The organism is Kaustia mangrovi (genome assembly GCF_015482775.1).
Lineage (GTDB): Bacteria > Pseudomonadota > Alphaproteobacteria > Rhizobiales > Im1 > Kaustia > Kaustia mangrovi.
Window position 1 is genome coordinate 1,885,282 of sequence record NZ_CP058214.1, and the last position, 19,086, is coordinate 1,904,367.

Annotated in this window: 19 protein-coding genes and 1 pseudogene; 7 read left to right on the forward strand and 13 right to left on the reverse strand. The window is 68.4% G+C overall.

Annotated elements, in window-relative coordinates; translation table 11 throughout:
* Positions 1 to 204: 204 nt before the first annotated feature.
* From HW532_RS08845 to HW532_RS08880, 8 genes are all read right to left on the reverse strand, one after another.
* A complete protein-coding gene (locus tag HW532_RS08845) occupies positions 205 to 1,332 on the reverse strand; it encodes an NAD(P)/FAD-dependent oxidoreductase (protein WP_213164021.1) in 1,128 nt (375 codons plus the stop codon).
* Positions 1,329 to 2,738 (reverse strand): FAD/NAD(P)-dependent oxidoreductase, encoded by a 1,410-nt coding sequence (locus HW532_RS08850; protein ID WP_213164022.1) that lies wholly within the window; start codon positions 2,736 to 2,738, stop codon positions 1,329 to 1,331. Before HW532_RS08850 ends, HW532_RS08845 begins: the two co-directional genes overlap by 4 nt.
* Positions 2,735 to 3,034, reverse strand: a complete 300-nt coding sequence (locus HW532_RS08855) for a (2Fe-2S)-binding protein (RefSeq protein ID WP_213164023.1) — start codon at positions 3,032 to 3,034, stop codon at positions 2,735 to 2,737. The genes HW532_RS08850 and HW532_RS08855 overlap by 4 nt, the downstream gene beginning before the upstream one ends.
* Entirely contained in the window at positions 3,018 to 4,130 is a 1,113-nt protein-coding gene (locus tag HW532_RS08860; RefSeq protein WP_213164024.1) for an NAD(P)/FAD-dependent oxidoreductase, read from the reverse strand. The genes HW532_RS08855 and HW532_RS08860 overlap by 17 nt, the downstream gene beginning before the upstream one ends.
* On the reverse strand, positions 4,127 to 4,930 hold the full coding sequence (locus tag HW532_RS08865) for an ABC transporter permease (RefSeq protein ID WP_213164025.1): 804 nt from the start codon (positions 4,928 to 4,930) through the stop codon (positions 4,127 to 4,129). Before HW532_RS08865 ends, HW532_RS08860 begins: the two co-directional genes overlap by 4 nt.
* Positions 4,927 to 5,787, reverse strand: coding sequence for an ABC transporter permease (locus HW532_RS08870; RefSeq protein WP_213164026.1), 861 nt, complete (start codon positions 5,785 to 5,787; stop codon positions 4,927 to 4,929). The genes HW532_RS08865 and HW532_RS08870 overlap by 4 nt, the downstream gene beginning before the upstream one ends.
* Positions 5,780 to 6,844: an ABC transporter ATP-binding protein gene (locus HW532_RS08875; protein WP_213164027.1), complete on the reverse strand. Its 1,065-nt coding sequence runs from the start codon at positions 6,842 to 6,844 to the stop codon at positions 5,780 to 5,782. The genes HW532_RS08870 and HW532_RS08875 overlap by 8 nt, the downstream gene beginning before the upstream one ends.
* A gap of 76 nt (positions 6,845 to 6,920) precedes the next feature.
* A complete protein-coding gene (locus HW532_RS08880) occupies positions 6,921 to 7,961 on the reverse strand; it encodes an ABC transporter substrate-binding protein (RefSeq protein ID WP_213164028.1) in 1,041 nt (346 codons plus the stop codon).
* Between the two features lie 122 nt (positions 7,962 to 8,083).
* Here HW532_RS08880 and HW532_RS08885 point away from each other — a divergent pair, with 122 nt between their 5' ends.
* Positions 8,084 to 8,989, forward strand: coding sequence for a LysR substrate-binding domain-containing protein (locus HW532_RS08885; RefSeq protein WP_213164029.1), 906 nt, complete (start codon positions 8,084 to 8,086; stop codon positions 8,987 to 8,989).
* 54 nt (positions 8,990 to 9,043) lie between these two features.
* Entirely contained in the window at positions 9,044 to 9,769 is a 726-nt protein-coding gene (locus HW532_RS08890) for a c-type cytochrome (protein ID WP_213164030.1), read from the forward strand.
* 28 nt (positions 9,770 to 9,797) lie between these two features.
* Here the strand turns inward: HW532_RS08890 and HW532_RS08895 are convergent, their stop codons facing one another.
* From HW532_RS08895 to HW532_RS08905, 3 genes are all read right to left on the reverse strand, one after another.
* Positions 9,798 to 10,769: an OmpA family protein gene (locus HW532_RS08895; protein ID WP_213164031.1), complete on the reverse strand. Its 972-nt coding sequence runs from the start codon at positions 10,767 to 10,769 to the stop codon at positions 9,798 to 9,800.
* Between the two features lie 82 nt (positions 10,770 to 10,851).
* Positions 10,852 to 12,336 carry an amidase gene (locus HW532_RS08900; protein WP_213164032.1) on the reverse strand — a complete coding sequence of 495 codons (1,485 nt, stop codon included), beginning with the start codon at positions 12,334 to 12,336 and terminating at the stop codon, positions 10,852 to 10,854.
* A gap of 71 nt (positions 12,337 to 12,407) precedes the next feature.
* On the reverse strand, positions 12,408 to 13,034 hold the full coding sequence (locus HW532_RS08905) for a TetR/AcrR family transcriptional regulator (RefSeq protein WP_213164033.1): 627 nt from the start codon (positions 13,032 to 13,034) through the stop codon (positions 12,408 to 12,410).
* Between the two features lie 88 nt (positions 13,035 to 13,122).
* Between HW532_RS08905 and HW532_RS08910 the strand changes: the two genes are divergently transcribed.
* The 5 genes and pseudogenes from HW532_RS08910 to HW532_RS08930 all read left to right on the forward strand — a co-directional run bounded on the left by HW532_RS08910 (position 13,123) and on the right by HW532_RS08930 (position 17,722).
* Positions 13,123 to 14,211, forward strand: a complete 1,089-nt coding sequence (locus HW532_RS08910; RefSeq protein WP_213164034.1) for a polyamine ABC transporter substrate-binding protein — start codon at positions 13,123 to 13,125, stop codon at positions 14,209 to 14,211.
* Between the two features lie 123 nt (positions 14,212 to 14,334).
* Positions 14,335 to 15,183 (forward strand): ABC transporter permease, encoded by an 849-nt coding sequence (locus HW532_RS08915; RefSeq protein WP_213164035.1) that lies wholly within the window; start codon positions 14,335 to 14,337, stop codon positions 15,181 to 15,183.
* Positions 15,183 to 15,961 (forward strand): annotated as a pseudogene (locus HW532_RS08920) (ABC transporter permease). Before HW532_RS08915 ends, HW532_RS08920 begins: the two are co-directional and overlap by 1 nt.
* Positions 15,958 to 16,971 carry an ABC transporter ATP-binding protein gene (locus HW532_RS08925; protein ID WP_213164036.1) on the forward strand — a complete coding sequence of 338 codons (1,014 nt, stop codon included), beginning with the start codon at positions 15,958 to 15,960 and terminating at the stop codon, positions 16,969 to 16,971. The pseudogene HW532_RS08920 and the gene HW532_RS08925 overlap by 4 nt, the downstream one beginning before the upstream one ends.
* A gap of 4 nt (positions 16,972 to 16,975) precedes the next feature.
* A complete protein-coding gene (locus HW532_RS08930; protein WP_213164037.1) occupies positions 16,976 to 17,722 on the forward strand; it encodes an MBL fold metallo-hydrolase in 747 nt (248 codons plus the stop codon).
* A gap of 19 nt (positions 17,723 to 17,741) precedes the next feature.
* Here HW532_RS08930 and HW532_RS08935 read toward each other — a convergent pair whose 3' ends face one another.
* Together HW532_RS08935 and HW532_RS08940 are read right to left on the reverse strand one after the other, a co-directional pair.
* Positions 17,742 to 18,194 carry a VOC family protein gene (locus HW532_RS08935; protein WP_213164038.1) on the reverse strand — a complete coding sequence of 151 codons (453 nt, stop codon included), beginning with the start codon at positions 18,192 to 18,194 and terminating at the stop codon, positions 17,742 to 17,744.
* Between the two features lie 42 nt (positions 18,195 to 18,236).
* Positions 18,237 to 19,085, reverse strand: coding sequence for an AraC family transcriptional regulator (locus HW532_RS08940; RefSeq protein ID WP_213164039.1), 849 nt, complete (start codon positions 19,083 to 19,085; stop codon positions 18,237 to 18,239).
* Position 19,086: the final 1 nt, after the last annotated feature.

Below are 19,086 nucleotides of genomic sequence, written 5' to 3' on the forward strand. Positions count from 1 at the left end.
TTTTCACTCACCCTGTTGACATCAGCCTTCGGAGGGCAGCGCTCTATCCAGCTGAGCTACGGGTGCCTATGGGGCGGGCCGTTCTGGCCCGAACGCGGCGGACAATAACCGATCCGGCCGGGGCCGGCAATGCCGGTTTTGCCGTGGGCGCGCAGCGGGGCGCGTCGCAGACAGCCGGGCGTTATGCGCCCTCACCGATGCCTGTCAGCCCGTCGTCGCGAAGCGGCGGATCGAGAAGGGCTCTATGGGCATATCGGTCCGGCCGGTGGCGACGAGGTCCGCCACGATGGACCCGACGGCCGGGCCGAGCTGGAAGCCATGGCCGCAGAAACCGAAGGCGTGGACGACACCGTCGGTGGTGGAGGACGGTCCGATCACCGGGATATCGTCGGGCATGCGCCCCTCGATGCCGGCCCAGCAGCGCACGATGCGCTGGTCCGCCATGACGGGGAAGATCTCCGCCGCCGTCCGCGCCGTCCTGGCCAGCTCGCGGAAGTCGATATCCGTGCGGCCCGTGGCGAGGTTCGAGCTGCCGAGCCGCCCGCCACCGATCACCACCGTACCGTTCGGCATCTGCTTGAAGGAGAGCGGCCGCGCGGTCGCGCCAACGACGGCCTCGCAGAACGGCGCGACACGGGCGGTGACGATCATCATCGGCGCCATGGGCTCGAGGGGCACCGGCTCGCCGAGCCGTTCCGCGAAGCGGCCAGACCAGGCCCCGGCGCAATTGACGAGCCGCGCGCCCGCGAGCGTGCCCCTGCTCGTCTTCACCTCGAAGCCGTTGCCGGCAGGCACGATATCCTCCACCAGCGTGCCCTCGTGGAAGACGACGCCCAGCGCGCGCGCCTTGCGCGCGAAGGCGAAGGTCGTGCGGTATGGCTCGGCGAACCCGTCGCCGAGCGAGGCGAGCCCGCCCACGCAATGGGGCGACAGGGCGGGCAGGAACGCGAACAGGCGGTCGCGGTCGAGAAGCTCCTCATGGGTGTAGCCCGCCGCGCGCAGGCGCGCCTCGCGTTCGGCGAGCGCGGCGAGATCCGCCTCGCTCTCCGCGACCTTGATCTGGGGTGCGGGCTGGAAGCCGCAATCGTCGTCGACGAGCTCCTCGATCCGGTGCCACAGCGCCATAGAGGCGACCGAGATCGGAATCTCCGCCATATGCCGGCCGAGCCGGCGCACGCCGCCGGCATTGACGCCGGAGGCATGGCGCGCGACCGTATCCTTCTCCACCACCGCGACAGACAGCCCCCCGCGTGCGCAATGCAGCGCGGCGGAACAGCCATGGAGCCCGCCGCCGATCACGATCACGTCGGCCGTCCCGAGGCGCCCGCTCATGCCGCGCCGCTCTCGGTGTCCGTATCAAGGGCGGCAAGTTCGCCGAGCGTCAGGGGTTTGAGCGGCGGGCGGATGCGATAATAGCCGACGGCGCCCGGATCGCTCCCGAGCGCGTCCGCGATGATCTCCGAGACCACCGGGCCGCAGACCCGCCCCTGACACGGCCCCATGCCGCAGCGCAGGAAGGACTTCGCCTGGTTCGGCCCCGGACAACCGAGCGCGGCCGCACCGCGCACGGCGCCCGCCGTCACCTCCTCGCACCGGCAGACGAGCACGTCGTCGGCCGGCTCCAGCACTTCGCGCGGCGGGCGATAGAGCGTCTCCAGAAACGGGCGGACGGCAAGGTCGCGGTCGAGCGCGGCCCGCGAGGGCGCGGCGCGGGCGTCGCGCTCGGGCTCCGACAGCGCTCCGAGGCGATGGGCAATGCCGCACACAGCGACCCGTCCGGCATGTTCGGCCGCCACCGCCCCGCCGATGCCGCCGCCGTCGCCGGCCACCGACACGCCATCGAGCGATGTCGCGAACCAGTCGTCGAGCACCGGCCGGAAACAGCGCTGACCATCGTCGAACACATGGTTGCAGCCCAGAAGCCGCGTGATCTGCTGGTTCGGCACGACGCCCTGGTGGAGCGCCACGAGATCCGCCTCGACCCGCCGCTCGCGCCCGCCCTGCCGGAAGGCGAGCCCGGTCGCCCGCTCGCCGCCCTCCACGCTGAGATCGCTCGCGCCGCGATAGACCGGCACGCCGGCGCGGGCGAGCGTGCGCATGAGGCGGACCCCCTTGGCGAGATATCCCGCCGCACGCAGCGCCTTCGGCAAATGGGCGAGCGCCTCGACATAGCGGGCGCGGGGCACGGTCTCCACCACCGCCGCCGGCGGCGCGCCGGCCTCGACATACTGGCTCGCCAGCAGCAGGAGCAGGGGACCACTGCCCGCCAGGACCACCCGGCCGTCCGCCACGAGCCCGGACGTCTTGAGCATGATCTGCAAGGCGCCGACCGTCATGACGCCCGGACGCGTCCAGCCGGGAACCGGAACGGGCCGCTCCATGGCCCCGGTCGCGACGAGGACGTGGCGCGCCCGGATCTCGCGGGACCCGCCCTGCCGGCTGAAATTGACCGCGAGCTCGCGCGAGACGTTCCAGACGACGGCGCCGGGCAGATAGTCGACGCGCGCGGCGCGCATGGCGTCGACGAGCCCGCGCCCGCGCTCATAGTCGGGACCGAGCGCCTTCGCCGCCAGGGGGCGCGACGCCCCGACGGTCTCGATGGCACGATAGATCTGGCCGCCCGGGCGCTCCTGCTCGTCGAGGAGCGCGACGGTGAGGCCGAGTTCGGCGGCCAGCCCCGCCGCCGCGAGTCCCGCCGGGCCCGCACCGATAATCGCCAGATCGTAGTCCGCTGTCATGCCTCTGCCCCGTCTCCGCCCGTCTGGCGCCGCACCTCCATGCCCGGCTCGACGACCGTCATGCAGGCCTGGCAGTTCTTCCGTCCATCCACCTCCACGAGGCAGTCGAAGCACACGCCCATCATGCAATAGGGCGCGCGCGGCGCCCCCGACACCGGCGTGTCGCGCAGGGACAGCGCACCGGCGGCGGCCAGCGCGGCGGCCAGCGTGTCGCCCTCGTACGCCTCGATCTCGCGCCCCTCGAACCGAAACCGGACCGGCGCGCGCCCGGCATCCTCCTCAAGCCTGCGAAACATCGAACCTCCTCGCGGTGAACGCAGCGAATGTCTCCCTGAACCGGTCATCGGCGATGGCCGGCGCAAGGCCGAGCGCATGGGCGGCGGCGAGCGTGACGCCGGAATGGCAGCTCACCGAATAGGCTCCGGGATGGGTTTCCGACTCGTCGTAGACGGGAAAGCCGTCCGGCGTCATGATCCTGAGCGCGCCCCAGCCGCGCACCACGCGGACATCGTTCAGGAACGGAAAGCTCCGCACCGCGCGCGCCGCGATCTGGCCGATAACGTCGACACTGGATGTCACGTCGAAGCCGACATCCTCGTGGCTGTCGCCGAGGAGGTAACTCCCCTCCTCCGTCTGGCGCACGAAGGCGGTCGGCATGGCGAAGCGCTGCGGGCAGCGCTCGGTGACGAGGATCTGGCCCTTCAGCGGCGCGACCGGCACATCGAGGCCGATATCGGGCCCGAGCCGGCGGCTGCCGAGGCCCGCGGCAAGCACGACCTTCGGCGCCACGAGCCGCTCTGTCGCGGTATGGACGGCATAGGCCGAGCCGTCGCGGGCGATGCGTTCCACGCGGGCATTGGGCCGGTAGTCCGCACCGCGCAAGCTCAGCCCGTTATGCAGGGCGCGCAGGAGATAGAGCGGGTTGGCATGGCCGTCATGGGGGCCGTAGGTCGCGCCGACCACGGCCTCGCCGATGCCCGGCACCATGTCGGCGACCTCCGCGCGGTCGAGCACGCGGCAATCGTAGCCACCCTCGCCGGCCTGGTTGTGCATGCGGTGGAGGAGCGCCTTGCGGTCCTCCAGCTCCTTCTCGCTCAGGCACAGATGGAGCCCGCCCGGCTTGCGGTAACCGATATCGACCCCGAGCTCGCCGGACAGCGTATCGGCGAAACCGGGCCATAGATCGGCGGATCTGCCCGTCCACTCAGCGTAGGCCTGCATGCCGTCGCCCTTGCTCTGCACCCAGACCAGACCGAAATTGCCGCGCGAGGCCCTGAAGGCCACGTCGCCCTCGTCGAGCACGGCGACATGGAGCCCCTTTTCGGCGAGACCGAAGGCGACCGCGGACCCGACGAGCCCGCCGCCGACCACAATGGCGTCATGCGATTTCATGACCGCCCCTCCCCGCCGATGAGCAGACGGTCCAGGCCGTAGAGGCGCTCGATCACGAACATCAGGGCGACGGTGAAGAGGATGATCACGGTGGATATTGAGGCAACGAGGGGATCGGTCGTCTGGGTGATATGGGCAAACAGCCTGACCGGCAAGGTGGTCGTGCTCGGATTGACGATGAAAACGGTCACGGTCAGTTCGTCGAAGCTGGTGATGAAGGCGAGCACCCAGCCGCCCGCCACCCCCGGCGCGATCATCGGCAGGGTCACGCGGCGGAAGGTCGTGAAGGCGGACGCGCCGAGCGAGACGGCAGCACGTTCCGTCGCCCTGTCGAGGCCGGTGACGGAGGCGAGCACGAGGCGCAGCACATAGGGCGTGATGATGATCGCATGGCAGAGCACGAGCCCGATGAAGGTGCCGTTCATGCCGAATTGCGACAGGAAGCGCAGGAAGGCGATGCCGAGCACGATGGTCGGCACGGTGAGCGGCGACATGAAGAGCCCGACGAGCCCGTCGCGGCCGGCAAAACGGTAGCGCCCGATGGCAAGCGCCGCCGGCACTGCGATCACGGAGGACAGTGTCGCGGAGGCCACGCCCAGATAGAGGCTCATCCAGAAGGCGGCGATGAAGTCGGGATTGTCCAGAATGGCCCGGAACCACCTGAGCGAGATACCGCTCGGCGGGAATTCCAGGAAGCCTTCCGGTGTGAACGACACCGCGATCACGACGAGGAGCGGCCCCGTCATGAACAGGATGAAGAGCGCATTGAAGATCAGCGCGAGCGGTCCGTTCCGGCTCATCCGAATACCTGCGCGTAACGCCGCTCCACGAAGCGGTTGTAGGAGACGATGATCGCCATCACCGCGACGAGCAGCAGCATGGCGATGGCCGCGCCGAGCGGCCAGTTGAGCGTGTTGAGGAACTCGTCATAGACGGTGGTGGAGACGACCTTCACGCGCCGGCCGCCGAGAATGGCCGGCGTGGCGAAGGCGCTTGCCGCCAGCGAGAAGACGATCAGCGAACCCGACAGCACCCCCGGCATGGCCTGCGGCAGGACAATGCGGAAGAAGATGGTGAGCTGGCTCGCGCCGAGCGAGGCCGCCGCCCGCTCCGTCGCCGGGTCCTGCCGGTGGAGCGCCGCCCACACCGCGATGACCATGAAGGGCACGAAGACATGGACGAGCGCGATCACGATGCCGCCGCTCGTATACATCATCTTGATCGGCGTCTCGATCAGTCCGAGCCGCATGAGCGCCTCGTTGATGACACCGCGATTGCCGAGCAGGATCGCCCAGCCGAGCGTGCGCACCACGACCGAGATCAGGAGCGGCCCGAGGATCGCAAGCAGGACGAGAGAGCGCCAGCGCGCCTTCATGCGATAGAGGATATAGGCCTCCGGCGTGCCGATCAGGGCGGCGATCGCCGTCGTCACCAGCGCGATGGCGAAGGTGCGCCCAAAGATCTCGTGGAAATAGCCGTCGGTGAGCACGTCGATATAGTTGGCGAGATCGAAGGCCGGCTCAATGCCTGTATAGAAGCCGAACCTGTAGAAGCTCAACAGGAACGTCATTCCCAGCGGCACGATGAGAAGCGCGAAGAACAGCGCGAGCGCCGGCAGGCTGAGATAGTAGGGGACCGCCGCGCCGCGCCTAGCCATGGTCGTCCCCCGAGAGCACACGCACCTGATCGCCCTCCCAGGCGAGCCCCACCTCCTCTCCGGCCCGCGCCTCCGCCCGGCCGGCATTCTGGTGCACGACGAGGAGCTCGCCGAGCGGGCTGTCGATCTGGAAGAGCCACTGGTTGCCGAGGAAGACGCCGGTCTTCACATGGCCCCGGATCACTGCCTCTGCGGGATCGGCGAACCGGATCTTCTCCGGCCTGATGGACAGGAGAACGCGGTCGCCCTCCGCCCCCTCTCCCGCGGGCGCCTTCAGCGCGACATCGCCGGCCCGCAGGCGGAGCATGTCGCCGTCGCGGCCCTCCACTGCCGCCGCCACGAGATTGGTCTTGCCGAGGAAGGTCGACACGAAGTCGCTCTTCGGGAACTCATAGGCCTCGAAGGGCGTGGAAATCTGCACGATGTGGCCGCGATGCATGACCGCGATGCGGTCGCTCAGGGCCATGGCCTCGGTCTGGTCGTGGGTGACGAGGACCGTGGTGACGCCGGTCGACTGCTGGATGTTGCGCAGCTCGATCTGCATCTCCTCGCGCAGCTTGGCGTCGAGATTGGAGAGCGGCTCGTCGAGCAGCAGGAGGTCGGGCTTGATGACCAGCGCCCTTGCAAGCGCCACGCGCTGCTGCTGGCCGCCGGACAGCGCGCGGGGATAGCGCCCGGCGAGACCGCCGAGGCGGACGAGCTCCAGCGCCTCGGCCACGCGGCCCGCACGCTCGCCGGCCGGCACCTTGCGCATCTCCAGCCCGAAGCCGACATTCTGCTCCACCGTCATATGGGGGAACAGGGCGTAGCTCTGGAACACGATGCCGATGCCGCGCCGGTTGGCGCGGACATTGGCCATGTCGCGCCCGGCGATGCGGATCTCCCCGCCGGTCGGGTCCTCGAAACCGGCGATCATCTGCAATGTCGTGGTCTTGCCGCAGCCGGAGGGGCCGAGAAGCGAGACGAACTCGCCCTGCTCGACCGAGAGGTCGAGCCCGTCCACCGCCACCACGTCGCCGAACCGCTTGCTCAGACGTTGAAGCTCGAGAAAGGCCATTGTCGGATGTCACGCTCTGGAGTGCGGGATGGGAGGGACGCAACGCCCCTCCCCCGTATCTTGGCGGGCGGCGCGATCAGCGTTCGACCTCGCGGCTCCAGCGCTGGGTCCATTCCTCGCGCTTGGGGTTGATCACGTTCCAGTCGACCGCGACCAGATTGCCGACCTTCTCCGGACCGTAGGGCAGGCTGTCGCCCAGCTCCTTCGGCAGCTCGGTCTTCTTGTTGGTGGGTCCGAAGCCCATGGTCTCGGCGAGCTTGGCCTGGACGTCGGGCGAGAGCACATATTCGATGAAGGCCTGGGCCTCCTCGGACACGTTGCTGTCGACGATCGGGCAGATGCCGACCATGAGCGCCACCGCGCCTTCCTCCGGATAGCCGAAGACGGCCGGGAAGCCGGTGTCGGCGAGCGACTTCACACGCCCGCTGCCCCAGATCGACAGCGCGATCTCGCCCGATTGGAACAGCTCCGACATCTTGCCCGAGGACGGCTCGAACACCAGGACGTTGGGGGCGACCTTTTCCTTCATCGCCGCAAAGCCCGGCTCGATATCGGTCTCGCTGCCGCCATTCAGCCGCGCCATCATCACCAGCGTGTGGAGGCCGTATGTGTTGGTGATCGGCGGGATGGACAGGAGCTGGCTGTATTTCGGGTCGGCGAGATCCATCCAGGATTTCGGCGGTTCCCAGCCCTTCTCCTTGAACATCTCCGCATTGTAGGCGAAGCCCGTCGCGACGAAGCCCGCCCCGATCGCCTTGTCGGTGCCCATGCGGGCGATGTCGTAGATGTCGGCGAGCGCCGGCGTATCCTCGATGGGGCCGCAGAAGCCCAGCGCCACCGCCTGGTACATGGGTCCGTCGTCGAGGAAGACGACATCCATCTCCTGATTGCCCTTCTGCGCCTGAAGGCGCGCCAGGTTCTCCGTCGAGTTGCCCGGCACGAACTGCACCGTGACGCCGTGCTCCTTCTCGAACGGAGGAATGACGACCTCCTTCATCAGCCGCTCGAAGGAGCCGCCATATCCGCCGAGCACGACCGTCTTGTCCTGAGCCGTTGCCGGCGCGGCATGTGCGAGCGCGGCAAGGCCCGCGGCCGCAAGCATGAGCTTCATGCGCATTTGTCCCTCCTCTTCCCCAGTTAGAACGATTAAAGCGTTGCGTAGCCTCACATGAGTGTCAAATATCTAATTTTGGGCTATGAATTACCAAAGGTTATGAGCTCTGGAGAGGCGGGCATCCGATGAACCTGCGTCAGATCGAGGCGTTCCGCCGGGTTCTCGAGACCGGATCGGTCACCCGTGCCGCCGAGGCGCTGTCGATTTCCCAGCCGGCGGTCAGCAAGCTTCTGGCGACGCTGGAGCGCACATGCGGCTTCGCCCTGTTCCACCGCACGGGCGGACGGCTGACGCCGACGCGCGAGGCGCGCCTGCTCGCCCATGAGGTCGAACGGCTGTTCCAGGACACCGAGCGCCTCGACAATATCGCCCAGGCGATCCGCGACCGCCGCTGGGGGCAGCTCAAGGTCGCCGGTTTCCCGGCGCTCTCATGGCGCTTCCTGCCACGCGTCCTGTCTCCGCTCCTGGCCGAACGGCCCGACGTGCACCTCGCGCTCCAGAGCCGGACATCGCCACGGATCGTGGAGCTCGCCATCGCCCAGCAGATCGATGTCGGCTTCAGTCTGTTGCCTGTCGACCATCCGTTGGTCGATTGCGAGAAACTGTGCGAGTTCGAGCTCGTCTGTGCCCTGCCCAAGGGCCACGACCTCACGCGCCGCCGGGTCATCCGCCCGCGCGACCTGACCGACGTGCCCTTCATCTCCCTCGGCCGCGAGGACCGGTCGCGCTTCATCGTCGACGAGGCTTTCCATGGCCGCGCCCGGCGCACCCATATGCAGATCGAGGCGCAGATGGCGGAAACCGCATGCAGCTTCGTCGCCAGCGGTCTCGGCGTGGCGCTCGTCCCGCCCTTCGCGGCGGAGGCCTTCAGGTCCGACGGCGTGGAGGCCAGACGCTTCACGCCGTCGATCCGCATGGCCGCCTGGCAGCTCCTGCCGAACAGCACGCCGCCGGCCATGATCACCCTGGAGATCTGCGACCGGCTCCGCGAGGCCTTCAGGCCCTACCGGGTCGGCCGCGACGGCGCGTGACGGCCAGCGCGGCGGCTGTCATGATACGGCCATTCCGGTTGAGGAGCATCGGACATGGCCAATCCCCCTGCCGCCATCGCATCCGCCCTTGCCATGCTCGCCGCGCTTGGCGCTCTCGCCGCGACCGGTGCCGCGGCCGCAGACCGGGGCGATCCCCGGCGTGGTGCGGAGCTTTACCGGGGCTGTATTCCCTGCCACGCGCTCACGCCGGGCACGCATCTGACCGGCCCGAGCCTCGCCGGCCTTTGGGGCCGGCCCGCCGGACGCGTGGAGGGGTTCACCCGCTATTCCGGCGCGCTGGACACCGCTGGGCTCACATGGGACGGCCCCACGCTCGACGCCTGGATCGCGGATCCGGCGGGCCTCGTGGAAAGCACCTCCATGACCTTTTCGGGGCTTGCCGACGAGAGCGCCCGCCGGGACCTCATCGCCTTCCTGGAGATCGCCATGGCGCCCGGCGGTGCCACGGCCGTCGTCGAGCGGGACCTCATCCCGACAGAGTTCGTCCGCGGCCGCCAGCCCGCCCCGCTGACGCCGACGCCGGCCGACGCGCAAGTCGCGGCGATCCGCCATTGCGGCGACAATTACTGGATCACGACAGCGGACGGCACGACCACCCCTCACTGGGAGATGAATGTCCGCCTCAAGATCGACACGAGCCCCGCAGGACCGGAGCCCGGCCAGCCGGCGCTCATCCGATCCGGCTCGCTCGGCGACCGCATCTCGGTCGTCTTTTCCAGTGTCGGCGAGCTCAAGAGCGTCCTGAGGGAGGAATGCTGAGCCCGAACGGCGCATGCCCCCGACGCACTCAGCGCGCCATACGCTCCACGATCTCCACCCGGCGATTGCGCGCCCGGCCGTCCTCCGTGCGATTGGTCGCGACCGGCGCGACCATGCCGACGCCGACGGGTGTCAGCCGCTCCGCGGCAACGCCGTACTCGGCGCCGAGCGCCTTGACAACGGCGCGCGCCCGGCGCTCGGAGAGGTCGAGATTGTACTCGTAACCGCCCTTGCCGTCGGTATGGCCGACGATGAAGACCTGGAGGTCGGGGCTCTCCTTCAGGAGTCTCGCGATCTCCTGGAGCTGGGCTTTGGACTCCGGCCTGATCGTGTCCTTGTCGAAATCGAAGAGGATGCCATAGACCGCCACGCGGCCCTGCGCGGCGAGATCGCGCTCCATCTCGCCGGCCTCCACCACCGTCATGCGCTGCTCCATGGGTTCCATCTCGATCACGTCGAGCTGGATCATGGCGCGGTTCTTGTTGGGCCCGCCGCCCGCCTTGTTCATCACCACATAGAGCGCGGCATAGACGTCGCCCTCCGGGCGCGCGAGCCGGGCGGCCAGATAGCGCTGGTCGGCATAATACTCGCCGAACGCCGTATAGGCGCTCTTGGGCGAGGCGGCGTGGTTGAAATTGCGCCCGCCGCAGCCTTCCTTCTCGCAGGAGAAGACCGTATCGAACCCGGCTTCGGCGAGCGCCGTCTCGTAATTGCGGAACACCTCGAGGGCAGAGCGGTCCGCCGGCGCGCGATAGGTGATGCGGGTCAGCGCGCCCTCCAGCGCGAGCGTCGAGTCGAGGTTCTTCTCCAACCCGCCATAGGCCTTCGCCGGCGCGACGAGCAGCCGGTAATCGGTGAAGGCCTCGGTGTCGTACTTGACGATCTCGGACCCCTCATAGCGCGGGATCAGCGGATGGTCCGCGCTGCCCTGGATATCGCCGGCGGTGGCATTGGCAATCCCGGCGAGGAGCAGGACGAGGACGACAAGGATGGTGCGCATGGTTTGCCTCCCTTCGTCGCCCCCTCCCCGACGATGACCGCATCCTAGCGGCTTTCGCGACGCGACGGAACCGCCGGTGGCCTCAATCGAAGGACATGAAGCCTTCATAGGTCGACAGGGCGGGCGCAGCCTCCAGCGCGGCGAGATCGGGCGCCGGTCTGGCGGTGCGGGCATCGCCGGCCAGATGGGCCTCCAGCGCGGCGGCCACCGCGAGGACCTCCGCATCCCCGCCGCGCCGGCCGACGATCTGGAGACCGAACGGCATGCCCTGGCTGTCCACGCCGACTGGCAGCGAGAGCGAGGGATGGCCCGGCAGCGTGGAGGCGTAGGCGAGCGCCAGCCAGTGGAAATAGGTTCGCGTCGGCTGGCCGTCGATTTCCTTCGGATAGAGCTCGCGCCAGGAGCGCGGGCTCACCGTCACCGCCGGCGACAGGATGATGTCGTACTCCTCGAAGAAGCCCTGCCAGCGGCGGTACATGGCCGTCTGCAGCTCCAGCCCGCGCGCCACATCGGCGGCGGAATAGGTGAGCCCCTCCTCCACATTGGCCCGGACATTGGGGCCCACGAGTTCCGGGTTCTCCTCCAGGAGACGCCTGTGGGGCCCGAGGAAGCCCACCGCGCGCAGCACCTCGAAGGCCTCGTCCGCGCCCTCGCAATCGGGGTGGGTATCGTCGGCCACAGCGAAGGCGGACCGGAAGAGGCCGGTCTTCTCGCCGAAGGCATCGCGCACGATGCTCTCCGTCGGCGTGAAGCCGAAATCGGGCGTCAGCGCGACCCGCAGCGACGAGAGATCGAGGGTGGCCGGCGTGGCGTAGTCCTCCGGCATCTCGCCAGCGGCGATCCCCGAGAGCGGATCGCGGCTGTCCTCGCCCATCATGACGGAGAGCAGGAGCCCCGCATCGGCCACCGTACGCGCCATGGGGCCGAGGGTCGCAAGCTGCAGCCACGCCATGCCGCGACGCTCCGACGGGATGAGCCCCGGCGTCGGCCGGAAGCCGACCACGCCGCAATAGGCCGCCGGATTGCGCAGCGAGCCGCCCGTGTCCGACCCTGTCGCGATGGGCACCATGCCGCAGGCGAGCGCGGCCGCCGATCCGCCGGAGGAGCCGGCCGCCGAGCGCGACGGATCGAACGGATTGCCGGTCGCGCCATAGACGGCATTGCGCGTATTGGCGCCCGCGCTCCATTCCGGATTGTTCGTCTTCGCCAGCACATTGGCGCCCGCCTCGCGCAGCACGGCGGTGAGGCGTTCGTCGTTTTCGGGCACATTGTCCTTGTAGGCGAGACTGCCATAGGTCGTGCGCAGGCCCGCCGTCTCGACCATGTCCTTCACGCCGAGCGGCAGGCCGTGGAGGACCCCGAGCGGCTCGCCGCCCATGACGGCCTCCTCCTGCTGGCGCGCCGTCTTGAGCGCGCGGTCGAAATCGCGTGCGGCGAACGCGTTGATGGCGTGGTCGACGGCCTCGGCCCGGGCGATGCAGCTTTCGGTGAGCTCGACGGGGGAGAGGCGCTTCGCCCCGATCAGGGCGCGGGCTTCGGTGGCGGTGAGATCGCAGGGAGATGTCACGGGTGGTGTGTCTTTCCGGTGGGAGTGGTGTGCCGAGGAAAGGTCGGCCAAAAGGCCTGCCCCGTCAATCCTCACCCGTGGGCGGGCGTTCCGATCAGCCCGATCAGCGGCGCGTTCTGGCGTCCGATCCGGTCCAGCAGCGCCGAGACGGGCATCGCCTCGTCCTTCACGAACTGGATGAACATCATGTTGGTGTTGTTGAAGATCAGCTCGCCCACGGCGCGCTCGTCGGTCTCCTCGCGCACCGCGCCGAGCGCCTTCAGGCGTGCGATGAGCGCGCAGACCTGGTCGGCCAGCCGCCCGTCGAGCTCCGTATAGGTCTCGCCCGAGGGCGTGTCCGGCTGCTGGGTGGAGATCGCCATGGCATGGCGCCACATCTCCTTCGACAGATAGACCAGCGAATGCTCCAGATAGATCGAGATCAGGTCGTGGACCGCCCGGCCGGCATCGCGCGGCGGCCGCGCCACGATCTCCTCGCCGGCGGCGAGCACGTCGTGGACCTCCATGGAGACGATGGCGACGAGGAGGTCCCCCTTGTTGCGGTAGTAATTGTAGATCGTGCCGATGGAGACCCCGGCCGCCGTCGCGATCGCCTCCATCTTGACGTGCCGATAGCCGGAGCGGCGGAACAGCGCCGCCGCCGCCTCCAGGATGCGCCGGTGGCGATCCGCCTTCTGTCTCTCCCGCAAGCCGGCCATGACGTCTCATTATCGCGCAAAGTGAATTGACTCAATATTTGAATTCGTTCATTTTTTGTCAGGGTTCACTCTTGGAGGGGGAGAAACCATGCTGTCCACCATCGTCAATTCACCCATCTGCCGGCGCGTCTCGCGCGCCGCCGTGCTCGTTGCCGCCCTGTCCGCGACGGCGCTGTCGCCGGGCGTCGCCCGTGCGGACTCGCTCAATGCCCTGGTCTGGTGCGACCATGCCGACCCGGCGCTTCTCGAGCCGTTCGAGGAGGCCAACGACGTCACCGTCAATATCAAGGAATATGAGGGCACCGGCGCCGGCCTCGCGATCGTCGAGCAGTCGCAGCCGGGCGACTGGGACGTGATGGTGATCGACTCCATCGACGTACGCCGCGGCGTGGAGGCGGGCCTGTTCGCACCCCTTCCCGAGGACGCGCTGCCCATGGACGACCTGTTCCCGGAGGTCCGCCTCGACCGGTTCACCACCGCCGACGGCAAGCGCTACGGCATCACGGAGAAGTTCGGCTACAACACCATCGGCTTCAACCGGAATATGGTCGATGTCGCGGACATGCAGACGCTCAAGTCCCTGTCCGACCCGAAATACAAGGGCCGCATCGCGATCTACGACTACTATCTGCCGGTGATCGGCATGGCCGCGCTCGCCGCCGGCAAGAAGACCGCCGACCTCACCGCCGACGACCTGCCCGCCATCAAGGACGTGCTGCTCGACTGGAAGGCCAATTCCCGCCTCGTCGGCGAGGTCACGGCCAGCCAGACGGCACTCGCCACCGGCGAGGTCGACATCCTCGTCGGCGGCGGCGAATGGGTGACGGCGGGCCTTGCCAAGGAGAACCCCGCACTCGACTTCTCCATCCCGAAGGAGGGCGGCATTCTCTGGTCGCAGTCGCTCGCCATGTTCGCCGACAGCGAGAAGAAGGACCTCGCGCTCAAGCTCATCCAGTACATCATGAGCCCGGAGGGCCAGGCGCGGCTTGCCACCTCGTCGTGCTACTGGGGGATGCCCGCCAACAGCAAGGCCGCCCTCACCGACCAGCAGAAGGCGGTACTGCGCTTCGACGAACAGCCGGACTTCCTGAAGCGTGCCCAGCTCTATCCGGCCCCCGACGCCGCGCTCGACAAGCAGATGCAGGACGTCTGGACGGACATGCTGCAGGCGCAGTGACACGCCAGCCCCGGTCGTCATTCCCGCTTCTGCGGGGATGACGGGTGGAAAGCGATCTGCCCGTCGCCATCGCACGCTTGAGCGGAATCGCTTCGGGACGCTCCAGGGAAAAGCAAGGGACCAATGACATCCCGACGCATGATCGAGCGATGGCGCCCCTGGGCCTATGTCGGCCCGGCGCTCGTCTGGACGGTGGCGTTCTTCATCCTGCCGTTCCTCGTAATGGCCTGGGTGAGCCTCACCGTCCACGGCACCGGCGAAACGCTGAGCGCCGCCAACTACGCGCAGTTCGTGCACAATGAGAGCTACTGGCGCGCGCTCGTCAACTCGCTGGAGGTGACGGCCATCGTCACCGCCGTCTCCATCCTGCTCGCCTATCCCTTCGCGTGGTTCCTCGCCGAGATCGTGCCGGAGCGCTGGCAGCGCCTCGGGCTGATGCTCGCCGTGCTGCCCTTCTGGACGTCCTATGTGGTGCGCTCCTATAGCTGGCTCCTGGTGCTCGCGGAGAACGGCGTCGTCAACAACGCGCTCACCGGCATCGGCCTGCTGTCCGACCCCGTCCAGATGGCGAATACGCGGTTTGCGACCGTCACGGGCTTCGTCCACTTCTTCGTGATGCTCTTGACGCTCACCATCTTCGCCAATCTGAAGCAGCTCTCGCCGAGCTACCGGAAGGCGGCCGCCGACCTCGGTGCGAACGGGGTCCAGATCTTCCGCCATGTGATCCTGCCGCTCACCCTTCCGGGCATCATGGTCGGCGCCTTCCTCACCTTCGTTCTGGCCATCGGCGACTACATCACCCCGCAGATCCTCGGCGGCAACAACGAGCTCTTGATGCCCCAGCTCATCATGATGCAGATCGGTCGGCGCGGCGATTTCCCGCTCGCCTCCGCGCTCGCGCTGATCCTGATGGCTGTGGTGACGCTCGCCTATTTCGCCTGCGCCCGCTGGCTCCGGATCGAGAGGGCATGATGAAGGCCCTGAAGATCCTCACAAGCGTCTACGCACTCGCCGTCTACGGCTTCATCTTTCTGCCGGTCGCCGTGCTGGTGCTGTTCTCGTTCCAGGCAAGCCTGTTCCCCGTGCCACCCTTCACCGGCCCGTCGCTGCGCTGGTACGAGGCCGTGCTGGGCGACCGAAGCCTGACGGCGGGGCTCGTCAATTCCGTTCTGGTCGCGACCGTCTCCTCGCTCGTCGCGGTGACGCTGGGCTTCCTGTCGGCCTATGGCTTCGCCCGCTTCCGTCTGCCGGGTTCGGGCCTTCTGCGCGCGCTCGTCACCGCCCCCTCATGGTGAGCTACCTCATCATCGGCATGGGGCTCCTCATCCTGTTCAACGCCGTCGGGCTGCCGAAATCGCTGCTCGCCGCCGGCATCGGACACGCGGTGATCAACTTGCCCCTGTGTTTTGCGATCGTCTATTCCCAGATGGGCGATCATCAGCTCAATGCCGAGCGCGCCGCCCGCGACCTCGGCGCGAGAAGCCGGCATGTGCTGGTCCTCATTCTCGTGCCCATGCTGTGGCCGGCCCTGTTCGCGAGCTTCTTCCTCGCCATGACCTTCTCGTGGGACGAGTTCGTGATCGCCTTCCTTCTCACCCGCTTCGAGACCACCCTGCCAGTGGAGATCTGGGGTCTCCTGCGCTCCGGTCTGAACCCGAGGACCAACGCGGTCGGCTCGCTCGTCTTCGGCGTCTCCATCGTCCTTGTCCTGATCCTCGAGCTCGTCGTCTTCAGAAAGCGCCGCCCGTGACCGAACCGCTCGTCGAAATCCAGTCCGTCTCCCACAGCTTCGGCCCGCACCGGGTGCTGGAGGCCATCTCGCTCGACATCGCGCCGGCAAGCTACACCGTGCTGCTCGGCCCCTCCGGCTCGGGCAAGACGACGCTCCTCAATATCCTCGGCGGCTTCCTCACGCCCAGCGAGGGCCGCGTCCTCATTAAGGGGACGGACTGCACCGCGCTGGCCCCGGCGCGGCGCCCGACCACCACGGTCTTTCAGGACTATGCGCTGTTTCCGCATATGACCGTCGGTGCCAATGTCGCCTTCGGCCTGAGAATGCGCGGGGTGGGGCGCGGCGAGCGCCGGCGCCGGGCCCTGGAAACGCTGGAGATCGTCGGGCTCGACCATGTCGAGACCCGCAAGCCCCACGAGCTGTCGGGCGGCCAACGCCAGCGTGTCGCGCTCGCCCGCGCGCTGGTGGTCGAACCCGCCCTCCTGCTGCTCGACGAGCCGCTCGGCGCGCTCGACCTGAAGCTCCGCCGCCAGATGCAGGACGAGCTGAAGGCCATACAGAAGCGCGTCGGCACCGTCTTCGTCCATGTCACCCACGACCAGGAGGAAGCGATGGCGCTCGCCGATCTCTGCGTGGTGATGAGCGAGGGACATATCGAGGATATGGGTCCGCCCGAGCGCGTCTATCGCCGCCCGCGCACGCGCTTCACCGCCACCTTCATGGGCGAGAGCACCATCCTGCCGGCGGCGGCCGTCGCCTGTCCGGGCCTCGACCCGGCAGCCTCCCTCGTGGCCATCCGTCCGGAAAGCATCGGGCTCGGCGACACGCCGCCATCCCATGTCGCGCTCGGCTCCGGCACCGTCACCGACCTCGTCTTCCAGGGCGGCTTCAAGCGCGCGAGCGTCGCCGATCCGGCCGAGCCCGACCGCATCTACACCGTTCGCGTACCCGTCACGCAGCCCCTTGCGGAAGGCGACACGGTGACGCTTCATTGCAGCCCTGACGAGATCATCCCGCTCAAGGAGTAAGCCCATGCCCGGCCCCGTTCCCGCCCGCGACTGGTACGAGACGATCCGCATGGCCGACGGCGTCACGCTGATCCACGAGCCGTGGATCAAGCCGTTCTTCCGCTGCAATATGTGGCATGTGCGCGGGCGCGACCGCGATCTCCTGTTCGATACCGGTCTCGGTCATTTCAGCCTGTCCGCCCATGTGGCGCTGGTCAGCGAGCGCGCGCTCGTCTGCGTGGCGAGCCACACCCATTTCGACCATATCGGCTGCCATCACGAATTCGCAGACCGCATGGTCCACGAGGCGGAGGCCCATATCCTCGCCGATCCCCGGCCCGACTGGACACTCGCGGAGAGCTACGCCACCGACGAGATGTTCGACCGGCTGCCGGAAGGCTGGGACGCCGCGCGCTACCGCATTCCGCCGGCACCCGGGGCCCGCGAGCTCGCCCATGGCGACGTGGTCGACCTCGGCGACCGCGCCTTCGAGGTCGTCCACACACCAGGCCACTCCCCGGGCGGCATCGGCCTCTTCGAGCGGGCGACGGGCATCTTCCTGTCCGGCGACATCGTCTATGACGGACCGCTGATCGACGATGCCTATCATTCCGACCGGGAGATCTATGCCGCCACCATGGAACGCCTCCGGTCGCTGCCGGTCAGCGTCGTCCATGGCGGCCATTTCCCGAGCTTCGGACCGACCCGCTTCCGCCAGATCATCGACGAGTACTGCGCCGGCCGCCGCAAGCCCGGCTGCCACCTCGCCTGACGGGCCACACAAGCGCGGACTAACTGGACCCCTCGCCCTCCATCAGCGCCGTGTAGCGCCGCTGCATCTCGTCGGGCTCGACCTCCTCGATGGAATGGCCGAGCATCCAGTCGTGGCCGAACGGGTCGCGCACCGTGCCCGAACGCTCGCCGTAGAAATGATCCTGCGCGGGGCGGACGAGCCGCGCGCCCGCCTCCACCGCCGCCGCGATCATGGCGTCCGCATCGTCCACATGGAGATGGATGAGAAAGCCGTTCCCGCCGTCGGGGTCCGGCGCGTAGCAGTCCATCTCGGGATATTCGTCGGAGAGCATGACGATCGCATCGCCGAATTTCAGCTCCACATGGCCGATGCGCCCGTCCGGCTCGACGAGCCGGAACAGCTCGCTCGCCCCGAAGGCCTGCTTGTAGAACTCCACCGCGCGGCCGGCATTTTTGACCCTGAGATAGGCGAATAGCTCGTGAATGGCCATCGAGACCCCCTTTGCATGTCCGTTTGTTCCGTCCGCGCAGTCTCAACCGGCGGCCCGCGTCCCGTCTTGAACGAAACTGACCGGCACATGGCGGGGCGCGACCGGTGCGGCGCGGCGATAGGCACCGGGTGTGAGGCCCGAGAACGCGCGGAACTCGCGGCTGAAATGGGATTGGTCCGCATAGCCCTCCGCCACGGCGAGCTCGGCCCACGAGATCGCCGGTTCGCGCGCCAGCCGGTCGAGCACGGCGCCGAACCGCGTCAGCCGGCACCAAGTCTTGGGTCCGAGTCCGACGGCCTCCCTGAAGGTGCGGGCGAAATGGCGATGGCTGACCCCGGTCTCGCGCACCGCCTCCCCGACGCTCCAGGATGCGCCGAGCCGCATCAGCGCATGGGCGACGAGCGGATCGATCCCGCGCAGGCCCGGCAGCCTTGCCGCGAGCGCGGCCTCGAACAGCTCGAGGCGGGCCGCCGGCGACGCCGCCCCCGCGAGCCGGTCCGCGAGCTCCGAGACGGCCCGGTCGCCCCAGACATCCTCAAGCCGCGTATGGGCCCCGGCCAGCGCGCCCGCCGGGGCGCCGGCCATCAGCTCCGCCGCGCCCGGCCGCAGCAACGCGCCGACGCTCGGCGCGGACGGCTCCAGGGCCTTCAGATAGGGCCCGGCGCGCGCACCGCCGATCAGCGCATGGCCGACCGTGTCGCCGAGGCGGTCGCCATGATCGGCGAAGAGGCGCAAGGGCGACCCGCCGAACCGGAGCACGATATGGGTCATGCCGGTCGGTAGGACGAGCTCGCGCCGCGCCGCAGCCGGCGGAGCGCCCGCACCGTCCGATGCCCAGACGAGTTCGACAAAGGGTTTCAGGGACGCCCTCGGCGCACGGCCGATGCCCATG